Raw genomic sequence first — 15,258 nt, forward strand, 5'->3', positions numbered from 1 at the left:
TTCTATTAAAGGTTAAAATCAAGCTATTGCCATTTAAAAAATTTAATAAAAGTATTATATCTTAGTAAAACTCTTTCTAAGTAATTTTTTGTTATATGGGAAAATCAGATGGGTATAGAAGAAAAATAATAAAAGAGCTTTATTTTGGCAATACCCTTTCGTGTGCAGAATTAAGTAATTGTATCAACAAAAGCCTTCCTCTAACAACCAAGATATTAAACGAGCAAATTAAAGAAGGTTACGTGGTAGAAACCGGCTATGCTCCGTCTACAGGCGGACGCCGGCCAATCATGTATTCGCTCAAAGAAGATGTATTATACGTTATTTCGGTAGCAATGGATCAGTTTGTAACACGGATTGCTATAATGGATGTGCAGAACAGATTCGTAAAACCTGTAGAGATAGTTGAGCTGCCCTTATCAAATAACCCGGAATCTTTAACAAAATTAACAGAAGTAATTGCAGATGCAGTTGAGAAATGGGACATCCCAAAAGATAAAATTGTTGGTATCGGTATCGGAATGCCTGGCTTTATTGATATTAAAAAAGGGATCAATTATTCTTTTTTAAAAACAGATGGCAGAAGCATAACTGAAATTATTGAAAAAGAAGTTGGCTTACCTGTGTTTATTGACAATGACTCCAGCTTAATAGCTCTGGCTGAATCAAGATTTGGGGTTGCCCACGGCAAAAACAATGTGATGGTAATAAATATTGGGTGGGGAGTGGGACTTGGTATGCTGCTGGATGGCAAACTTTTTAGAGGAGAGAATGGCCTTGCAGGTGAGTTTAGCCACATTCCGGTTTTTAATAACAATAAGTTATGCAGCTGCGGTAAAAGCGGCTGCCTTGAAACAGAAACATCTTTACTTGTTGTGGCAGAAAAGGCCTTGCAGGGATTAGAGCAGGGCAAGCTATCTCTTATTAAAGATGTAACGTTAGAACATATCGAAGAAACTACAAACGCAATTATTGAAGCAGCACTTAAAGGCGATAAGTTTGCCATAGAGCTTTTTTCTGAAACGGGTTATAATATTGGAAGAGGCGCTGCTATCCTCATTCATCTGCTTAACCCGGCACTTATCGTATTAAGCGGAAGAGGGTCGGTAGCCGGAAAGCTGTGGCTGGCTCCTATACAACAGGCAATTAATGAACATTGTATTCCTAAAATAGCAGAAAATACCGAAATAAAAATTTCGTCGTTAGGTTATCATGCTGAGTTAACAGGAGCTGCTGCATTGGTAATGGAAAATTACGATAAGATTAACCGTTCGAAAACCGTAACAGAGGCAATAGCAGTGTGATACGCATTAACTATACTAAAGAAATTTAAGCTAAAACTATCGCATTGTAGTTCAGAAGATTTCCATTTGTAATTCTTGAAATTGGTGCAGGCTTTAATCTCTGGCTTTTTTTGATACCGTTAATCCAATTATAATCCCGGCTATTACACCGAAAGCTACTCCCATTGCAATGTTATGCAATGCTACTCCAAATCCGGCTCCAACTCCTGTAAAGATTGCAATGGAGAAACCTAATTTTTTTCCTTTCATTTATTTGTCAACTAAAATCATAAACAAGTTAGCACATACTTTTTCAAGAGTTTCCGGTTTACAGGATTTCCGTGCCCAAGATAGAATTTCCCGGTGTTCATTGCTAAAATTCTAAGTATACTTTGTTTTACAGCTTTTCTATCATCATGAAAAGGAGGATGTTTCATACGAGAATGGAAAGCAATTCCTCCTAAAAATATACCTGCCGAAGCAAGATCCATAATTATTGCTTCGCCGTTTTCCAGAACAATAGATAAAGACCCTTTAGTATGACCGGGGGTATGAATAATTTTACCTTTAATTCCAAATGAATGCAGGTCGAACTCATCATCCTCTTTTAATAAAATATCAGGCTCAAAAGGTGAAGCTGCATCTTTAGATAATTTCCATTTCAACAAATTCCAGTATGCTCGGGTAGGTTTAAGGGTGTCTGCAAGTGATTTACCGCTGCTTATTGCTGCAGAATCCTGTTCATGAATCAATACAGGAATACCTAATATATCTTTTAACTCTTTGGCACTACCAAAATGATCAAGATGCCCATGTGTTATAATTAACAAGCCGATATCACTCGGTTTTATCCTAAATTCAAGAAGCTGCTTTAATATCTTCTGTTCGCTGCCGGGAACTCCAGCATCGACAAGTACATGTTTTTTAGGTCCCTTTATTAGATAACTATTTATCATTCCAAAAGGCAAGACGGATAGCTGAATTACTTGTTGCATAGCATTTTTTACACTGCTAAGCTGACAATTCCATTAGATAAAAAAGATAACATTTGTTAGGAAACAACTTTTCTTCTTATCCGACTTAAAGATTCTGGCTTGATTCCTAAATATGTTGCCAGATACTGAATAGGTACATTCTGCACAATTTCACTATTGTTTTTGATTAATTTTAAATAACGGCTTTCCGCCTTCAAAATTAATAAGTCTAAAGTTCTTTGATTGTTGAATTCTATTTCCTGTTCATAAACAGCCTTGCAGAAGATTTTCCAGTTATTACTTTCATCGTGAAGAACTTTATACTTTTCTCGTGAAATAAAAGCAATCTCACAATCTGTGATGCAATGAATATTGCTTTCGGAATAAGAATCTGACACAAACCCTTTGAATGAAGTAATCATACTATCCGGACCTTTTATAGCTGCAGTTACCTCTTCTTCTTCATTGATGTAGAAAGACCGCACAAAACCACTTTTGATAAAATATAAATTTTTGGTCCTATGATTTTGCTCCTCCAGTAAACTGCCTTTCTGAAAATATTTACAGTCAAAATAGCTTCTTACCAGCAGATTATCAAATTCATTAAGTGTTGTTATACGTTTGATATATTGTAACAGAGCATCAACCATAAAGCAGAAGATTACAGAAAATTAATTTTTGAACAATTTAGGAATTTTAAAGCACGGATTTATGGAGCCTTGGTTTAACATCTTACTAAAAGAAAAAAGCAATGAATCTGCAGAGAGGACAATCGAACACATAATACTATTATTGATGTTATTGATACCATCAGTAATAATTGCAATAATTCCTTAAATGCCCGAATTTGGAGTGAATAACCGAGTAACTCTTTACACCTGTATTGAGATTTGAAATTTCATGTACTGTATAGTCAAAGTAAACCCTTATCGTCTTCTTACTCGCCCAGTTGCTTCACATTATCATCGAGTCGCAGATCAATCATCAGATAATTGGGATCAATACCGCCTCGATCAGGTTTTCGTGGTACGGTCACTTTTATGGTTTGATCGCCTGACCGGATGCGGTGCATCTGAAGGTAGAGCGGCTTGTTTAAACCTTTTTCTTCTTCATAAATGCCCACTTCCAGTAAATCATTCATTGGTACTTCGCTATCATAACCCGTACTATCAATTACCACCTTATGAGCCTGCACCTTCAGCGTTACCTGCCAGTTACCTGCTTTAGTTTGCTTTGCTGCAAATTTTTTTGTTTTGAGACGCCAATATGTGTTCTTCTTAAACAGGTCATTCAGCAGGTAATTTAATGAGTCCGGAGTAACCTTTTGCAGCTCCTGATAGAGATCAAGAGTAGTCGGAAGAGGGAGCTCTCCTGAACTGTGTTTTTGGAGCAGGCTCCGAAGCGCACCATTGACTTTTTCTTTACCGATGTATTTACTCAAGGCATACATGGCGAGTCCGCCCTTCCGGTAATATAAAAAGTCTTCATTTGCCTGAAGTAAGGGAGCTGTTGCAAGTGAGCGGGGCATTTCGTAGAACGAATGCAGAAAATTTACATATTGCTGCAAATGACCCTCCCCGTAAGTCTTTTCCAAAACCTGCATCCCGGAATATACCGCAAGTCCTTCGATCAGAACGCCGGCTCCTTCGACGTTTGCTGGTGTTAATCTGGCAATTCCCCACCACTGGTGAGCTACTTCATGAGCCAAAATATAATAGGGAAGGTCAAAGCCATTCGGACCGTCATCGGGATTCATCAATGAATACTTTTCTCCATAATAAATGATGCTCGCATCAGCACTTGCACCACCCCCGCCGCCGGCACGCTCAACTACATTGAAATGCTTATAGGGATAGATACCAAACTGCTCTGTAAAATATGCCAGCGAAGCCTTTGCACTCCGTAGCATACGGTCTATATTACGGTCATGGCCCCGATGATAGTAAATTCTGATTGCAACATTGTTCCACTTGCTTTCCTGTAGTGCATAATTCCCTGATAAGAGAGCGTATTCACCTCCTATAGGAGCGTCAGCTTTGTAGTGGAAGTAACGTCGGCCTCCTTCTGTCCAGTTTTTTTGCAAATTACCCGGCGCAACGGCTACTTCATCCATAGCTGTGCCTACAATGGCTTCAAAAGTGTTTTGATCTGTACTGTACCGCTTACTACGTGCTTCAGCATCATATAACGAAGGGTGCTCCGGGCGAGCCGCCAGTTTATACTTTTTCCGAAGAACCACATCATTAAGCTCTCTGTAACGTTGATAGCCGATAGCAGGGAGCAGGTCATAATTGGTGAAGTAACTGCCGTTCTTCATTACCCATTCGTCCGTGCCGCTATTACGGAAACCACGCTGTTTATACTGTACTACAAAGTTCAATTGCAGTGAATCACCTGGACGTAGCGCTTGTTTCAGTTTATAAATGTAGTAGCTAAGTTCTTTGTCCATCTGCACAATGTCAGCCGATCGATTAAACTTTACTTCAGCAGGCTCTATTCCAGAGATACTCTGCAGATGTATGAAGTCAATTGATACTGAATCCTTATTCACCATGGTATACGCTGTCCGAATCTCTACTTCCTGCCTGTCGGGGTAAATCTCCACTTGCAGTTTCGTACCCGTTAGTTGGGGCTGGGGAGTGTTCCTGTATCGGCCGTAGCGCCTTTCATAATCAGCTTTCCGCTTATTGATGTCGGAGCTGCTTAGATATGCGTTTAGTATATTAGTATTATAGAAAATAAAACTACCGAAGACAAGTATGAGTCCTGAGGCTATTATTCCAACCCAGGTTGTTGTGCTTGTTAAACGACGCTTTACTAACTTTAGACGATATTTCAAACCTTGTTCTCTTCCCCGTACCCAAAGCAATCTTGCTGCTACTGCAAGTAGCAGAGCCCAACCTGTCCAATATAGTTTAAAGAATAGCCAGGGTTTAAGAGTAGGCCCAAAACCACGTATATCGGTGTACCACCAAGCAGGGTCTGCTCCATAAATAAGCATCTTGTGTTCAACGTGAAATGTGGAAGGAAATGCAATAAAAATAAAAGCTAAAAGCACCACCAGGTAGCCTATATATTTTTGATTCACTACCACGTGTACTGCAAGGGCAAGCAGGGAAAAGAGCAGGTATTCTATGAACTGCAGCCCCAACAGAGCCTTCAGGTACAACCCGATCTCCAGTTTATCATAGCCAAGTACCACCTGCATTAGTACACCTCCGGTCGTAATTAGGGCCATCCATACAATAATGATGAGGCCTAATCCCAGAAATTTACCAGTAAAAAGCACCCATTCCGGTATAGGAAGGGCATCTGCAATATCCTTTAGGCCCGCATCCCGTTCATGCCATACAAGTTCGCCAACTAGGTACATAATGAGTAGCGGAATAACTGCCCATGGAGTACTGATGCTACCTAAGGGAGCGGTTAGGTAGACTAACACCTGCTGGGTAGTTGGTAACACCGGTATTCCAAACTGAGTCATGATGCGATTGCCGAACATCGCGGAAATTAAAGCAATAGCGGCAACGAGTGTTAGACCTACCGGATTCCTGGCCATCTTACCAAAAGATGCCCACGCGATAGTAAGTGTCTGGCGAAAATAGGTTGCAAAATTAAAGGTTCGTTCAACCTTTGGAACAGAGATTCCTGTTGATCCAACTACTGCATTTTCAACATAGGTGCTGGCCTGTACTTTAGGCCGTCGTTTAAAGGGGCCTGAAGAGCCGTTAATTACAGGATGAACAAAATCAAAGCGCAGATAGGTAAGAACTAACGAACCTATAGCCACACTAAGCCATAAGACGCGATTCCAAAGAAATATTCCTTCCAGCGTAATTAGTCGAATGTTCTTCTCTGTCGGTGTCCATGTTTCCAGTTCATTGCGCACAATACCGAAAATACCTACCGGGTCCAGTAGTTTTACCAGACCCCAATTGCCAAAGAGCTTGGCCACCGCCATCGCCAGCACCTGAGCAACAACCGCTAATAGTAAGCTGACAAGATAACTTGTCATCACCTTCCGGCTAAGAGCTGCAAACGTGAATTGTAACGCTGTTGCTACAAAAGCATTCGGCAATGATATAAAGAAGTAGACACTCAGATAAGCCGATGGCCTGAACGGCCCTAATCCATCCTGATCCATCCCCGGCAGGTAGAAGGAAAATAGCACACCCAAGGGTAAAGAAAGCATCAACAGTGCATTCACCAAAAAGGCTGCAAGAAATCGTCCACCCAGATAGTTAAGCCTGGTTACCGGAGTAGTGTATATAAGGGGATGCATACGCATTTGTACATCCCGTGCTGCTGCTTCGCCAGCTATGGTCGCCCCCATTACAAGCCAGAAAAAGCCGCCGGCTACAATAAGACCCGCAATGTAGAATGGTGCATTAGTGTATACTCCGTCGTTTGGTGTGGTAAGTTGATTCATCAAAAATGCAAATGCGAGAAGGACTGCGAAATAGAGCCGGGTGGAGATACTGCGTGCCTGGTAGGCAAACTCAGAACTAAATATCTTCCAGAACTTCATAAGGTGGCCTCCGATTTATGATTTCCAATATGTCCTCCCATAGTAGAAAAGTAGACATCTTCCAGATCAGGAGCTACCAGTTCAAAGCCGTTCCCGGGATTTTCTTCACTGTAGATATGGACCACTGTTCGTCCACCTAGCAGCTTGGTTGAGATAATCTTATGCTCACGCTCCAACTCCGGCAACAAACTTTTATCAACAATCCGACGCCAGATCATTCCCTGCAGTGCCTCTACTGCTTTTAAAGGCTCAGCTTCCTGCAGTATTTCCCCTTTGTTAATGATAGCCATTCGGGTGCAAAGTTCACTCACATCTTCTACAATATGTGTAGAAAGAATCACCACGCTGTTCTCGCCCAACTCGCTCAACAGATTAAGAAAGCGCACCCGCTCTGCAGGGTCTAACCCTGCTGTAGGCTCATCAACAATCATCAGCTTCGGATTTCCCAACAGTGCCACTGCCACGCCAAAACGCTGTTTCATTCCGCCCGAGAAGCCGCCAAGTTTTTGTTTGCGCTTTTCCCAAAGGTTGGTTCGTTTCAGCAAGGCTTCTACCACTTCTCTTCTGGAGGCACGGTTTGTGATACCTTTGAGCACGGCGAAATAGTCGAGCAGATCTTCTGCTTTTGCTTTAGGATACAGCCCAAATTCCTGCGGCAGGTATCCCAGAGTCTGACGCACCTCTTCTTTCTGGTTCAGCATGTCGATTCCATCGAGATAAATACTGCCGCGATCGGGATCCTGCAAAGTGGCCAGAATCCGCATGAGTGTGGATTTGCCTGCACCGTTAGGCCCTAAAAGCCCGTACATACCATTGGGAATGGTGAGAGTAATATCCCGGAGTGCCTGAACGCCATTAGGATATAATTTGGAGATGCTGTCGATCTTTAGTGACATAGACTTGTTTGTGTGTTTAAGATTAATCCGCTGATAAAACAGATCGCGATTCTAAAGTAATACATTGTACTATGCATTACAAGCTACTATACAAATTACTCGACCAAAGCAGATTTTTTGTCTACAACCAGTCCATAATGATACTGAAAGCGGTTCGACCGTACCTTGTTCTCTTCTTTCAAAGATTATCCGAATTGCAAAATATTGTATGGATGAGGTTGTTTTTTATATTTTGCGCCTGTTTTAATCATAATTTGTTATATACAATTTATTAATGAACAATAATGAGTTGGCCACTAAGCCACACTACCCCATATTAGACGGCCTTCGGGGCGTCGCTGCCATAATCGTGGTAACATTTCACTTAACAGAGCCATTATCAACTAGTCATTTAGATAATCTCGTCAATCACGGTTATCTGGCAGTGGATTTTTTCTTTTTACTCTCAGGTTTCGTGATCGGTTATGCCTATGACGATCGCTGGAATAAAATGACTGTTGGCGGTTTTTTTAAACGGCGTATCGAACGTCTTCAACCAATGGTAGTTTTGGGAATGACCCTCGGCGCTATCGGATTCTATTTTACAGATTCTGCGCTATGGCCGCTCATTCATACTATTCCTGCCTGGAAGATGTTGCTGGTGATGCTGATCGGTTATACCATTCTGCCCGTACCGTTATCGCTTGATATACGTGGCTGGGAAGAGATGCATCCTCTGAATAGTGTGGGATGGTCGTTGTTCTTTGAATACATCGCCAACATTCTTTATGCTGTCTGGATCAGGAAATTTTCAAACAAGGCATTAAGCATTTTAGTAGCCATCGCTGCTATCGCACTGACGCATCTTGCAATCTCAAACGGCGATGTTAGTGGTGGCTGGACACTGAATGTGGAACAGGTACGCATCGGGTTAACCCGTACCATATACCCTTTCTTTGCCGGCCTGTTACTTTCACGTGTAGCAAAGCCGACACGAATTAAAAACGCCTTTTTATTGTGTAGCGTTTTAGTTGCCATCGTACTATATATGCCCCGCATCGGTGGTGCTCAGCATGTTTGGATGAACGGGATCTATGAATCCATATGTATTATTATTGTGTTCCCGCTTATCGTGTACCTTGGCGCCAGCGGCATAATACAAACTCAAAGAGAAAACAGAATATGCAAATTTTTAGGTGATATTTCCTATCCCCTTTACCTGGTACACTATCCACTGGTGTATTTTTACGTTGCCTGGATCAGCAATCATAAAGGAGTAACAATCGTACAGGCATGGCCCTATGCATTACTCATCTTAACGGGCAGTATTATTTTGGCATATGCCGCATTGAAATGGTATGATGAGCCGGTAAGAAAATGGTTGAGAAAGAAACTTAAATAGGCAATTAGAGAGCATCTATTCTCCAGTATCTTGCTTATAACCTATTAAAAAAAAGCAAATTGGTCGTTGCTGAAGCTAAAGCGGAGGGTGGGTTATGTATCGGCCGGCCAAAAGAAGCTATAAGCAAAGTACCTATGGCAGGAGCATGTTCGTGGCAGAAGCATCAGCAGGGCAAGATTTTTGCGTTTGGTTTTTTAGGAAATAAGAACAGAAAGGCTGTGAAATTTAAATATTAGCAATGCTGCAAAAAACAATTGCATTGATAAGAATATTTCTTCAATAAGAAGTTAGCTCATGCCGGATAAGTTTATAAGTTTCGAAGCATTTTTTAAAACAGCACCACCTACTGTCATACTTGAACCGGACATACCAGACTTCACCATTATTACTGTTAACAAAGCTTATTTAGACGCTACCGGAGCCCAACTTGAAGAACTAATTGGCCGCGGTTTTTTAGATGCTTTCCCCGAGAATCCCCTGGACACTACAACGAAAAATGTCGAAGCCTTACGTGAAAGCATTACACAAGCTGTACTTACTAAAGAGCAGCATGTGTTACCCAGTCAGAAGTATGACATTCCTGTTTGGGGTACGGATAAATACGAGGAACGATACTGGAAAGCAACTAATTCACCTATTGTGAATGAATATGGAGAAGTAGAATTTATTGTGCATGTTACCTTGGATATAACTGCGGGAATTAAAGCTGCTAAAAAGGAGCGCCTCGCATTTGAAATTGCAGAAGCACAAAGAAAGGTGACCCAACAGATTGAAGAGAGACTTAGAATTGCCGTCGATTCTGCAAGACTGGGAACCTGGCATATTGATGTTGAAACCCGTGATCTTATAGCGTCCGATAGGCTGAAGGAAATCTTTGGTTTTTATCCAACAGACGAAATTACTTTGGAAATGGTAATAAGCAGAGTGAAGGAAGATTACAGAGAATCTGTTGCAAAAGCTATAGAGGAATCGATTTCGCTGGGAAAAGCATGTGACAGAGAATATCCGATTATCGGTTACCACGACAACAGATTTCGCTGGGTAAGAGCAACGGGAAACGTATATGAAGCACAGTCTGGAAGAACGGCTAACTTTTCGGGTACTATAATGGATATTACAGACCGGAAGTTGGATGAGATTCGAAAGAATGATTTTATTGCTATGGTCAGTCATGAACTAAAAACTCCCCTTACCTCAGCAAAAGCTTATACACAAATGCTAATAGGTAAAGCTAATAAGGCAATGGATAGTTTTACAGCAAAAGCATTGGAAAGGATCTATGTACAGATAGAAAAGATGAATACTTTAATAAAGGGGTTCTTAGATGTTTCCAGGATAGAAGCTGGAAAGATCCCTTTAGATATACAGAAATTTGATCTTTATGAATTATTAAAAGAATCAGTAGCAGAAATTAAGGCTTTTAACGAGAGTTATCCAATTATTTTAAAAGACGCTGAATCGCTAATCGTAAACGCGGATAGAGATAAAATAAGCCAGGCCATTAATAACCTATTAACCAATGCTGTCAAATATTCGGAGCAGGATAAAAGGATAGAAGTAAGTTGCAGTAAAAAGGATACTGTAGCAATAGTAAGTGTAAAAGACGAAGGAGTTGGAATTATGCCAAAAGATATTGAACATATATTTGACAGGTTTTATCGTGTGGAGAGCAATCAATTACATACGATTCCTGGCTTTGGAATAGGGTTATATGTTTGTGCCGAGATTATTAAGCGACATAATGGTAACATATGGGTAAAGAGTGAACCTGGAAAGGGTTCAGAATTTTACTTTAGTTTACCTTTGACTCCACAATCCTATTAGTTATCTCTTAACTTAATCAGCTATCACTTAGAGTAAGTAACAGCTGATTCGTATGTAATGTCAATCAGAAACGGATAGGAAGAAATATTATAGCTCTAATGACTCTTTGCACTACAAGCTGCTTTTGAATTTCTGTCACCAATTCATCTTACAATTGTATGTAAGAATTGATTATATAGTGATAACTTGAGAGGATAAGTTAAAAACAGAAAAGCCTGTTTAAATCACTGATTCAAACAGGCTTTTGATATTATTTTGCGGAGAGAGAGGGATTCGAACCCTCGATACCCTTGCGAGTATACAAACTTTCCAGGCTTGCTCTTTCGACCACTCAGACATCTCTCCGGAAGAGCTGCAAAAATATGATTTTATAGGATAATTAAGAATTTAAAACCGAGATTCTCATCTCGAAATTCTTTTTAAAAAACAGATTTTGACCAGGTGATGGGATTTACTTTACTTAGTTCTCCCCGAAGGTCGGTTTCAAGCAATTCAGCTATATGTTCGTTTGTATAACCGCCTAACAGGAACATTAATTTTGTTACTGCCGCTTCATAGGTCATGTCATATCCGCTAACTACTCCTATTTCTTTCAATTCGTGACTGGTTTCGTATCTGCCAAGTTCTACTGTTCCAACCTTGCATTGCGAAATGTCCAGAATGATCTTCCCATTATTTATCGCCTGCTTTAAACATTCAATAAACCACTGATCTGTAGTAGCATTACCTGCTCCGAATGTTTCCATTACAATAGCTTTAACATCCGAATTTACAATAGCATCTACTGCCAGCTTGCTGATTCCCGGATACAGTTTTAAAACTGCTATTGCATTTTCCAGCTGTTTGTGCACTTTGAAAACTTCATCCTCCGATTTCCGAATGTTTGCATCATTATACCGCATATGCACGCCTGCTTCAGCAAGTACAGGGTAATTCGGCGACCGGAAAGCTTCAAATTTAGCCGAATTGTATTTAAACGACCGGTTTCCCCTGAAAAGCTGGAAATCAAAATAGATACATACTTCCGGAACCCGCGATTTTCCGTTCTGCTTAGCTGATGCAATTTCAAGGGCTGTTATCAGGTTTTCCTTGGCGTCAGTCCTGATTTCACCGATAGGCAACTGCGACCCTGTGAAAACTACCGGTTTATTTAACCCTTCAAGCATGAAACTAAGCGCAGACGCAGTGAACGCCATTGTATCCGAACCATGAAGAATAACAAAACCATCAAACTCATCGTATCGTTCTTCAATCTTAGTAGCAAGATCTACCCATATCTCCGGCCGCATATTGGATGAATCAATAATCGGATTGAACGAGTGAACGGTAATCTGATAATTAAGACGCTGTAATTCAGGAACATTATCTATCACCTGACTAAAATCAAGAGGTTTAAGTACACCCGAACTTAAATCGTTCATCATGCCGATTGTACCACCAGTATAGATAATGAGTATTCTTGTCATTTAATTTGTTCCTAATTGTGTGGCTTAAAGTTGTTAAAAAGCTACAATAGATTATATTGAAAATATTTTTTTTGAATTTTCTGTGGTGATTCTTGCCACTTCTTCTATAGAAGTCTGATGCAAGTATGCAATCTTTTCTGCTATATACGTAAGATAACTGCTTTCGTTCGACTTACCTCGAAAGGGGACTGGCGTAAGATAGGGCGAATCTGTTTCCAATACGATATTTTCCAGGCTTAATGCTGCAACTACTTTATCCAGACCGGAGTTTTTGTATGTTACTACTCCACCAATTCCCAGATAAAAACCCAGATTAATTATTTTTTCCGCTTGCTCAATGGTCCCTGTAAAACAATGAAAAATCCCGAAAAGCCTATCGTCTTTTTCTTCGGTAAGCAATGCATACACTTCATCAAAAGCCTCGCGGCAATGTATTACTATAGGAAGCCCTAACTCCTTCCCCCAATTGATTTGTGTACGAAATGCGTTTTGCTGCAATTGTAATGTAGATTTATCCCAATACAAATCAATACCAATTTCGCCTATTGCATATATTTTAAGTTCATTTATTTTCCGATGAATATGCTGAAGTTCTTCTTCAAAATTCTCCTTTACATCACACGGATGCAGCCCCAGCATTGGAAAGCAGTTTTCAGGGTACTTTTCTGTAAGTTCTTCGATTAAAGCGATGGACGCAGAATCTACATTGGGAAGAAATAAACGCGTAATATTTTTTTGCAAGCACCGCTGCATAAGTTCATCCCTCTTTAGCGGATCAGTTTCATAATAAAGATGGGTATGCGTATCGGTAAGGATCATATTGCAAATGTAAAAAGCCTTCCGTATTGGGAAGGCTTTTTAACGACTATTTTTTTACCGGAGTGGGTTTCTTAACCGGTGTTCCAGCGGGTTTCTTTTTTGGAGAAACTTTAGCAGGAGTTTTCGCGGCGGGAGAAACAACGGGCGGTTTCGCCCTTTTTGCCGGCTTTATTTTTACAAGCTCCACATCAAAAATCAGCGGACTGAAAGGTTTAATATCTTCACCAGCACCTTGCGAACCATAGGCAAGCTGAGAAGGAATAAAAAAACGTGCTTTTGATCCTTCATTCAGCAATAATAATCCTTCATCCCAGCCTTTGATTACCTCACCTTCACCTACTGCGAAATGAATGGGTTCGTAGGTACGTCCCGGCTGGTTTAATCCTGCTTTCTTTGCTTCAGCTTCAATGCTCGAATCGAATACTTTTCCTTCAAGCGTCCGGCCCGTATAATTTACATATACGGTATCGCTGGACAAAGGCTTGTTTTTCGCGGAAGCTTTGATAATAACATACCGAAGTCCGGACGGTGTACTTTTTACATTCTGCTTCTGATCAGCAATATACTTATCCAGTGCTTGCTTTTCGGCAGCCTGAAGTTTCTCCATTTCCAGCTTTTCTTCCGCCATTACTTCATCCAGCGACTGTACTTTTTCAATCTTAATGAGGAATACCAGTGAACTTCCTTTTGGAAGAAATGCAGGCCGCTGTGATTCGTCGTTCTTAAAAATCGAATCGGCAGGAATTTTAGCAATTGCACTATCTCTTGCTGTTAGTTGCGTAAAAAACTCCATCAGGTCGGTAATGCTTCTTGACTGCTGCACCTGTATTTTTACAGGACGGCCCACCTGGTAGCTGCTGCCTAAAACAGAATCTTTATCGGTTTTTTGAATAAAATTAAAAGTAATGATATCATTTACCTTAATCTTATCTCCGGCATTAGCCGTTAAAATCTTATACTGCAAACCATTGGGTCTTGTAACCCATTGCTCCTGTCCCCTCGCTCCTAAGCTTACTGATAAAAAAATCACCAGTAACACTATTAGTTCTCTTGTTCTCATCCCTTGTTTTTATAAAAAGGCTTTTCTTTCAAAAAGCCTTTTACGTATCTTATTTTGCAGTGTTACCTGAAGTCGGAGCCGAAGTAGTAGTTGGTTGTGGCGCCGATGCCCCTTTTTTAGGAATGATATTTACAATCTCAATATCAAAAATCAAAGGTGCATACGGAGGAATCATAGGCCCGCTTCCCTGCTCGCCATAAGCAAGCTTTGAAGGCAGTATGATAGTAGCCTTAGTTCCTTTAGGGAATAACAGCAATGCTTCGTCAAATCCAGGAATTGTACTGCTAACACCTGCAGGAACTTTCATGGGTTCGTAAGGGCGCTGCGGATTAAAGGTTCCTTTTTTCTTAGCTATATCTAAAATACTGGTATCAAACACCTTTTCGTTTAACAGCATACCGGTATAATTTAATACAACGGTATCGCCGGGATTTGCTTTCGGCCCGTTCCCTTTTTCTTGAATCACATAACTTAACCCTGAAGTTGTAGTAGCGGGTTTCAGATTTTTTGACGATACATATTTACTTATCTTACCGCTTTCCTGGCTCTTTGCCTTATCTGTTTCGGCTTTTATAAATGTTTCAATTTTAGCTCTGAAATCCTGCTCGTTTAATTTCCCTTTAGGGATAACCTTTTTGATTTTTAAAGTATAAAGCCAGTATTTTCCTTTTAAAGTTGCCGGCCGTGGCTGACCCGATTTTTTTACCACCGAATCAATACTTACTTTAAAGGTAGCACTATCACCCTCGCTTAATAATTCAAGACCTGAAAACAAGTCTCCTTTAAACGATGGTTTTTGTTTAAGCATAAACTGCGCATGGTCGTAATCATAAGAGCTGAAAAGCACTGAATCATCTTCCGTTTTTTCGATAGCCATAAATGCGATGAAATCTCCATCTTTAATTGTTGGCCCGGGTTTATCTTCATGTATTTTATACAGCAATCCTCCCTCACCTTTCTTATACTGATTACAGCTTGAAAAAACTGCAACAGCAAGTCCTAATCCTAATAAGGTTTTTTTCATTTT

General features: G+C 40.4%; 12 protein-coding genes and 1 tRNA gene. 3 read left to right on the forward strand and 10 right to left on the reverse strand.

Annotated elements, in window-relative coordinates; all coding sequences use genetic code 11:
* Positions 1–95 precede the first annotated feature (95 nt).
* On the forward strand, positions 96–1,304 hold the full coding sequence (locus tag ACLCDL_RS12145) for an ROK family protein (RefSeq protein ID WP_423148574.1): 1,209 nt from the start codon (positions 96–98) through the stop codon (positions 1,302–1,304).
* A gap of 93 nt (positions 1,305–1,397) precedes the next feature.
* On the opposite strand, the gene ACLCDL_RS12150 is transcribed toward ACLCDL_RS12145, so the two are convergent.
* From ACLCDL_RS12150 to ACLCDL_RS12170, 5 genes are all read right to left on the reverse strand, one after another.
* Positions 1,398–1,553 carry a hypothetical protein gene (locus ACLCDL_RS12150; RefSeq protein ID WP_423148575.1) on the reverse strand — a complete coding sequence of 52 codons (156 nt, stop codon included), beginning with the start codon at positions 1,551–1,553 and terminating at the stop codon, positions 1,398–1,400.
* Between the two features lie 17 nt (positions 1,554–1,570).
* Positions 1,571–2,278: an MBL fold metallo-hydrolase gene (locus ACLCDL_RS12155; protein WP_423148576.1), complete on the reverse strand. Its 708-nt coding sequence runs from the start codon at positions 2,276–2,278 to the stop codon at positions 1,571–1,573.
* Positions 2,279–2,334: 56 nt separating this feature from the next.
* Entirely contained in the window at positions 2,335–2,907 is a 573-nt protein-coding gene (locus ACLCDL_RS12160) for a Crp/Fnr family transcriptional regulator (RefSeq protein WP_423148577.1), read from the reverse strand.
* A 287-nt stretch (positions 2,908–3,194) separates the two neighbouring features.
* Entirely contained in the window at positions 3,195–6,785 is a 3,591-nt protein-coding gene (locus tag ACLCDL_RS12165) for an ABC transporter permease/M1 family aminopeptidase (RefSeq protein ID WP_423148578.1), read from the reverse strand.
* The gene (locus ACLCDL_RS12170; RefSeq protein WP_423148579.1) at positions 6,782–7,681 is read right to left on the reverse strand and encodes an ABC transporter ATP-binding protein; all 900 of its coding nucleotides are present in this window, start codon (positions 7,679–7,681) and stop codon (positions 6,782–6,784) included. Before ACLCDL_RS12170 ends, ACLCDL_RS12165 begins: the two co-directional genes overlap by 4 nt.
* A gap of 274 nt (positions 7,682–7,955) precedes the next feature.
* Here ACLCDL_RS12170 and ACLCDL_RS12175 point away from each other — a divergent pair, with 274 nt between their 5' ends.
* Together ACLCDL_RS12175 and ACLCDL_RS12180 are read left to right on the forward strand one after the other, a co-directional pair.
* Positions 7,956–9,062, forward strand: a complete 1,107-nt coding sequence (locus tag ACLCDL_RS12175) for an acyltransferase family protein (RefSeq protein WP_423148580.1) — start codon at positions 7,956–7,958, stop codon at positions 9,060–9,062.
* A 294-nt stretch (positions 9,063–9,356) separates the two neighbouring features.
* Complete coding sequence (locus ACLCDL_RS12180) at positions 9,357–10,886, forward strand: ATP-binding protein (protein ID WP_423148581.1); 1,530 nt, start codon at positions 9,357–9,359, stop codon at positions 10,884–10,886.
* Between the two features lie 258 nt (positions 10,887–11,144).
* Here the strand turns inward: ACLCDL_RS12180 and ACLCDL_RS12185 are convergent.
* The 5 genes from ACLCDL_RS12185 to ACLCDL_RS12205 all read right to left on the reverse strand — a co-directional run bounded on the left by ACLCDL_RS12185 (position 11,145) and on the right by ACLCDL_RS12205 (position 15,255).
* Positions 11,145–11,231: transfer RNA gene (locus tag ACLCDL_RS12185), tRNA-Ser, on the reverse strand.
* 74 nt (positions 11,232–11,305) lie between these two features.
* A complete protein-coding gene (locus ACLCDL_RS12190) occupies positions 11,306–12,352 on the reverse strand; it encodes an asparaginase (protein WP_423148582.1) in 1,047 nt (348 codons plus the stop codon).
* A 51-nt stretch (positions 12,353–12,403) separates the two neighbouring features.
* Positions 12,404–13,171, reverse strand: coding sequence for a TatD family hydrolase (locus ACLCDL_RS12195; protein WP_423148583.1), 768 nt, complete (start codon positions 13,169–13,171; stop codon positions 12,404–12,406).
* A gap of 46 nt (positions 13,172–13,217) precedes the next feature.
* Positions 13,218–14,231 carry an FKBP-type peptidyl-prolyl cis-trans isomerase gene (locus tag ACLCDL_RS12200; protein WP_423148584.1) on the reverse strand — a complete coding sequence of 338 codons (1,014 nt, stop codon included), beginning with the start codon at positions 14,229–14,231 and terminating at the stop codon, positions 13,218–13,220.
* 49 nt (positions 14,232–14,280) lie between these two features.
* Entirely contained in the window at positions 14,281–15,255 is a 975-nt protein-coding gene (locus ACLCDL_RS12205; RefSeq protein WP_423148585.1) for an FKBP-type peptidyl-prolyl cis-trans isomerase, read from the reverse strand.
* Between the last annotated feature and the right edge of the window lie 3 nt (positions 15,256–15,258).

It is taken from the genome of Rubrilithobacter danxiaensis (assembly GCF_047272945.1).
GTDB classification, from domain to species: domain Bacteria; phylum Bacteroidota; class Bacteroidia; order Sphingobacteriales; family Sphingobacteriaceae; genus Rubrolithibacter; species Rubrolithibacter danxiaensis.

Excerpts from the sequence above, each read along its gene's own strand:
- ACLCDL_RS12145 (WP_423148574.1), top strand. The coding sequence starts at position 96 with ATGGGAAAATCAGATGGGTATAGAAGAAAAATAATAAAAGAGCTTTAT.
- ACLCDL_RS12150 (WP_423148575.1), bottom strand. The coding sequence starts at position 1,553 with ATGAAAGGAAAAAAATTAGGTTTCTCCATTGCAATCTTTACAGGAGTT.
- ACLCDL_RS12155 (WP_423148576.1), bottom strand. The coding sequence starts at position 2,278 with ATGCAACAAGTAATTCAGCTATCCGTCTTGCCTTTTGGAATGATAAAT.
- ACLCDL_RS12160 (WP_423148577.1), bottom strand. The coding sequence starts at position 2,907 with ATGGTTGATGCTCTGTTACAATATATCAAACGTATAACAACACTTAAT.
- ACLCDL_RS12165 (WP_423148578.1), bottom strand. The coding sequence starts at position 6,785 with ATGAAGTTCTGGAAGATATTTAGTTCTGAGTTTGCCTACCAGGCACGC.
- ACLCDL_RS12170 (WP_423148579.1), bottom strand. The coding sequence starts at position 7,681 with ATGTCACTAAAGATCGACAGCATCTCCAAATTATATCCTAATGGCGTT.
- ACLCDL_RS12175 (WP_423148580.1), top strand. The coding sequence starts at position 7,956 with ATGAACAATAATGAGTTGGCCACTAAGCCACACTACCCCATATTAGAC.
- ACLCDL_RS12180 (WP_423148581.1), top strand. The coding sequence starts at position 9,357 with ATGCCGGATAAGTTTATAAGTTTCGAAGCATTTTTTAAAACAGCACCA.
- ACLCDL_RS12190 (WP_423148582.1), bottom strand. The coding sequence starts at position 12,352 with ATGACAAGAATACTCATTATCTATACTGGTGGTACAATCGGCATGATG.
- ACLCDL_RS12195 (WP_423148583.1), bottom strand. The coding sequence starts at position 13,171 with ATGATCCTTACCGATACGCATACCCATCTTTATTATGAAACTGATCCG.
- ACLCDL_RS12200 (WP_423148584.1), bottom strand. The coding sequence starts at position 14,231 with ATGAGAACAAGAGAACTAATAGTGTTACTGGTGATTTTTTTATCAGTA.
- ACLCDL_RS12205 (WP_423148585.1), bottom strand. The coding sequence starts at position 15,255 with ATGAAAAAAACCTTATTAGGATTAGGACTTGCTGTTGCAGTTTTTTCA.